Raw genomic sequence first — 3,974 nt, forward strand, 5'->3', positions numbered from 1 at the left:
CGGCCCGGCGGGCGTTGCGCATGTGCTCGGCCGTGATCTCGCACCCGTCGTGCGTGAACTCGCTGTCTGCCTTCGCCGTGTCGGTGACCAGGCGCTCGGCCGCGGCGTGCATCTGCACGATCCGGCGCGTGTACCAGCGGATGACGCGCTTCTCGCCGTACTTGTCGACCCAGGCGTCTACCTCGGACTCCCAGTAGGGCGGGTCGGCGTACATCCGGACGACGTTGTAGAAGCCCATGATCTCGTCGAGCGCGGCGTCCACTTCGAGGCGCGGCACCTGCCCGCCGAAGTCCGCCGGGTTCCAGATCGTCGGCCGCCGGTCCGGCCCGTAGGTCGGGGTGAACTGGTAGCCGTCGAGGGTCTCCAGCCGGATGGCCGTCCAGTCGTCGACGTCGGAGCCGTCGAACCCGGCCACGACCGCCGTCCTGCGCGGAACCTCTCGGCGCCGCTCGCGCGCCTCCCAGACGCCTTCGCGCAGCCACGACTCCGTACCGGCCACGATCCGGTTCCCGAAGAACCGCTCAGCCTGCGCCGGGTCCTTCTCCATGATCTCGGCGGCCTCGGCCTCGATCGCGTCCAGGTCGACGTGCGTTGAGCCGGCGTACACGTGCCGGTGGATCCGGCGCCGCTCCCGCTTGTCGGTGTAGGACAGGCCCGCGGGCGGCAGCTCGTGGAACCGGAACACGTCGGTCACGCGTGACTCCGCGGTGCGCTGCGCCGTCGACTGCTCTGACGGGTCCCACGCGTTCGTGGTCTCCATCGACCGGCCGCCCATGCCGGCCAGGCCGCGGCGCTGAGTCTCAGCGACCCGGATCATCTTGTTCGTCTTGGTGTACAGGCCGGTCTCGTCCTGCAACGCGAAGGTGATCGGGTTGCCCAGCCGGGACTGCGCCGAGCTGGTGACGACGTCGATGCGGCCCTGATCTCCGATCCGGATGAAGTTCTCCCCGACCTTCATCTGGTCGGCCAGCGGGCCGCCCTTCACCATGTTCTGCAGCGGCCGGTACACGTTCGCGACCTGATCCTCCGACGTGGCCAGCAACTGGATCAGCGGTGTCGGCCACGGGATGCCCATCGGGTCGCCCGGCTCGTACTCCCAGATCCACCCGCAGTCGCAGCCGTGCTCGGCGCACACGTACGCCTCGCCGCCCTGCGCCCATCCGTCGAACACCGCGGGGCCACGCGCCTCCAGGCAGACGACGGCGGCGCTCTTGGGTCCCTTGCCGGTCTTCTGCGGTGCGACGACCTGGGAGCGCCGGTTATGGAACGCGGTCGCGAGCTGCCCTACGGTCGCGTCCGGACGCACCCGGTAGTGGTTGACGACGACCCAGAGCTGCCAGTCGTACAGCTCGAACGGGTCACCCTTGGCGAACCGGTCCGGGACGATGCAGTGCCGGGCAATCCAGTCAGCGCCGAGAAAGCCGAGGGTGGGCCAGCGGACAACCCAGTCATTCCTCTGCAGCGTCATCGCGGACGACCTTCAGCCGGCTCCGCGACGAGGTCCGCTCCGGTGCCGTCTTACTCGGCGCCGGGACCGCCCCAGCAGGGACCGCGGCCACGATCTTCCAGCGGTTCGAGCGCAGGCCCGGCGTCGTCAGCCCGAGCGAATCGGACTGCTGCCGCACCAGCGTGCCCAGGTTGATCGGCGACCCGGGCCGCTCCACCTGCGCGAGGTTCCGCACGTACAGCGCGACCTCGATCTCCTGCCCGTACCGCTCCCACATCAGCGCCTGCGGCTTGCGCCACAGATCCGCCCACAGGTCCGCCTCGCGTTCGCTGTGCCCCGACAGCGGCCACACCGGCGCATCGCCTGGCCGGCCCGTCGCGGGCAGCAGCGACCACTCGCCCTTGTCCCGTTCACGGCGCAGCGCGTTCGGGTCCGGCGGTGGTCCTGATCTGGCATGTCCGCCCTTGGGCATGTGATCCTCCTCGGCCGCGTTGCGCGACCTCAGCGGGCGTCACCTTGCGTGACACCCTCAGTGATCTTGAGAGGCTCTGACCTGCCGCACCATCCGGCGCCCTCCCCCGCGGTCGACGCCCCCTAATGATCAAGGGGTCGTCCCCCACCCCTCGTGACCTGCGATGATGCACATGTGCATGGTGTTTGTGCAGGTCAGGGGGTGTGTGCGGTGCGTGACGGTCACTAGGTGTGGTCAGGTGGTGGTGTGCCATCCGCCGGGTTGGCGTGTGGCGGTCTGTGTGGAGTCGCATGGTGCGCAGAGGCCGCGCCCGTAGATCGGGTCATCCGGGTCGAGACCCTTGGCCTGTAGCTGTCTGCGGTCCAGCGGATAGTGGTCGGCGACTGTGCTGGGGTTGATCCCGCAGATCACGCACGTGGGGTGCTTGCTCAGTACCCCTGCACGGAAGCGGTCCCTGTGCCTGCGTCCGTAGCCGCGTTGTGCGCTGTTGCCTCTGCGCTGCTCTGCCTCGGTCTTGCAGGTGGGGCAGCGTCCGCCTTCGGTGAGTTCGGGGCAGCCGGGGGTTGAGCACACCCGGAGCCCCCTACCCCTGCCCATGGGCACCCCCCGGGGTCTACAGGTCCCGGATCTTCAGGGGCCCGTACACGATCGTCTTGCGGGAGGCCCCCTGGACAGCGTCGACCCGGTACCAGCGGATGCCCGCCTCGGTGAGGGCCGTGTCGGGGATGGTCACGCTGTAGGCGCCCGTGAGAGGCGCGTCGACAGTGATGCCGTCTCCCGTGGACAGCGTCACCACGGAGGGGTCATCGTCGGCGATCCGCTCGGATGGCTTGAGGAGCATCTCCAGCGTGACGCCGGTGAGGTCGAGGGGCTCGCGCGTGTCGTCGTTGATCGCGGTGCCCGCGTACTCCATGTCGTTGTTCTGGTCGGCTGTGAGGGCTCGGCGGGTGGGCATTTCGCCTCCCTCAAGTGATCGATCCGGTCAGCGTGCCGGTGGCCGTGAGCGTCCCCGTCCGGCCGTCCGTAGCGTCCAGAGCGCCCGCATAGGGCTCGTCCGGGGCGAGGGCTCCCGCGTACGCCGGAACGGCCTCCAGGGAACCCGTGAGGCGTCCGGTGGGGCGCAGGGAGCCGGTGAGGTCCGGGAGCGTCCCCGGCTGCTCTCCTCCGGCCACCGGGGCGGCGAGAGCGACCTCGACGGCGGTCCCGAGGGTCAGGGTCTTGCCTCGGCCGAGCGCGCCGGAGGCGGCCGTCTCGGTTGGGGGGCCGAGAGGGATGAGACGCACCCGGCCGAGGGTTCGTGCGGCAGCCTGCTCGACGGCGGCCTGCAGCGCGAGGTGCTTGGTCTTCCCGATCGGCAGGGCCTGGGCGAGTTCGCCGGCCAGGCTGACGGGTTCGGTGATGGCGCCGGGCTGGGTGATGGGCTCGGCGGTGCTGATGTCGGTCGCGGGCCCGAGCGCGACGGTCTTCGCCGTGCCGAGAGGCTGCGCCGCGTGGGTGGTGCTGGCGGTGCCGAGCGCCTGCGTCTTGCGGCGGGCGACGGTGCGCGCCTCAGCGGTGCCCTGGGCGGCCGTGAGAGCTGCACGCTTGCCCCGGGCGAGCGGCCGGGCCTCGTCGGCTTCACCGGCGCCCTGGACGGCGCGTAGGTCGCCCACGGAGCGTGCGGTGGCCGTCTCGGTCGCGGGCGGGACAGCGAGGGCCTTGCGGCGGCCTATCGGCTGTGCGGCGTCCACGGTCGCCGCGGGTCCGGCTGTGAGCCGCTTCGCTTTCCCGAGGGCCTGCGCCGTCTCGGTGGCGCCCGCGGGGGCCGCTGTGCGCGTCTTCCGCCGCCCTACGGCCTGTGCAGCGTCCACAGTCGTCGCGATGCCGACCGTGCGGGTCTTGCGGCGCCCTACGGGCTGCGCGGTCTCGGTGGAACTGGCCTGCGCAGCCGCCCGGCGTTTCCCCTTCGCCAGCGGCTGCGCAGCGTCGGTTTCGCCTGCCGTGTTCGCCGCGGCGGACTGTGCGCCGGGCTTGAGGCTGACGGTCCAGGTGACGACGTTGGCGGACGCGAACGCA

The 3,974-nt window shown here is 71.0% G+C and carries 3 protein-coding genes and 1 pseudogene; all 4 read right to left on the reverse strand.

Going from position 1 to position 3,974, the window contains the following annotated elements; translation table 11 throughout:
- A partial coding sequence (locus VIU94_RS06845) for a terminase large subunit domain-containing protein (protein ID WP_331908633.1) occupies nt 1-1,468 on the reverse strand: 1,468 nt, incomplete at its 3' end.
- Nucleotides 1,449-1,919: a hypothetical protein gene (locus VIU94_RS06850; protein WP_331908635.1), complete on the reverse strand. Its 471-nt coding sequence runs from the start codon at nt 1,917-1,919 to the stop codon at nt 1,449-1,451. The genes VIU94_RS06850 and VIU94_RS06845, both read right to left, overlap by 20 nt.
- 613 nt (nt 1,920-2,532) lie before the next feature.
- The gene (locus VIU94_RS06855) at nt 2,533-2,874 is read right to left on the reverse strand and encodes a hypothetical protein (protein ID WP_331908637.1); all 342 of its coding nucleotides are present in this window, start codon (nt 2,872-2,874) and stop codon (nt 2,533-2,535) included.
- Nucleotides 2,875-2,884: 10 nt separating this feature from the next.
- Nucleotides 2,885-3,974: pseudogene (locus VIU94_RS06860) on the reverse strand (hypothetical protein); the annotation flags it as partial.

Origin of the sequence: Streptomyces sp. (assembly GCF_036566765.1) — a bacterium.
GTDB lineage: Bacteria > Actinomycetota > Actinomycetes > Streptomycetales > Streptomycetaceae > Streptomyces.

What these genes read in the sequence shown, in the direction of transcription:
- VIU94_RS06850 (WP_331908635.1), bottom strand. Translation starts at nt 1,919, where the DNA reads ATGCCCAAGGGCGGACATGCCAGATCAGGACCACCGCCGGACCCGAAC.
- VIU94_RS06855 (WP_331908637.1), bottom strand. Translation starts at nt 2,874, where the DNA reads ATGCCCACCCGCCGAGCCCTCACAGCCGACCAGAACAACGACATGGAG.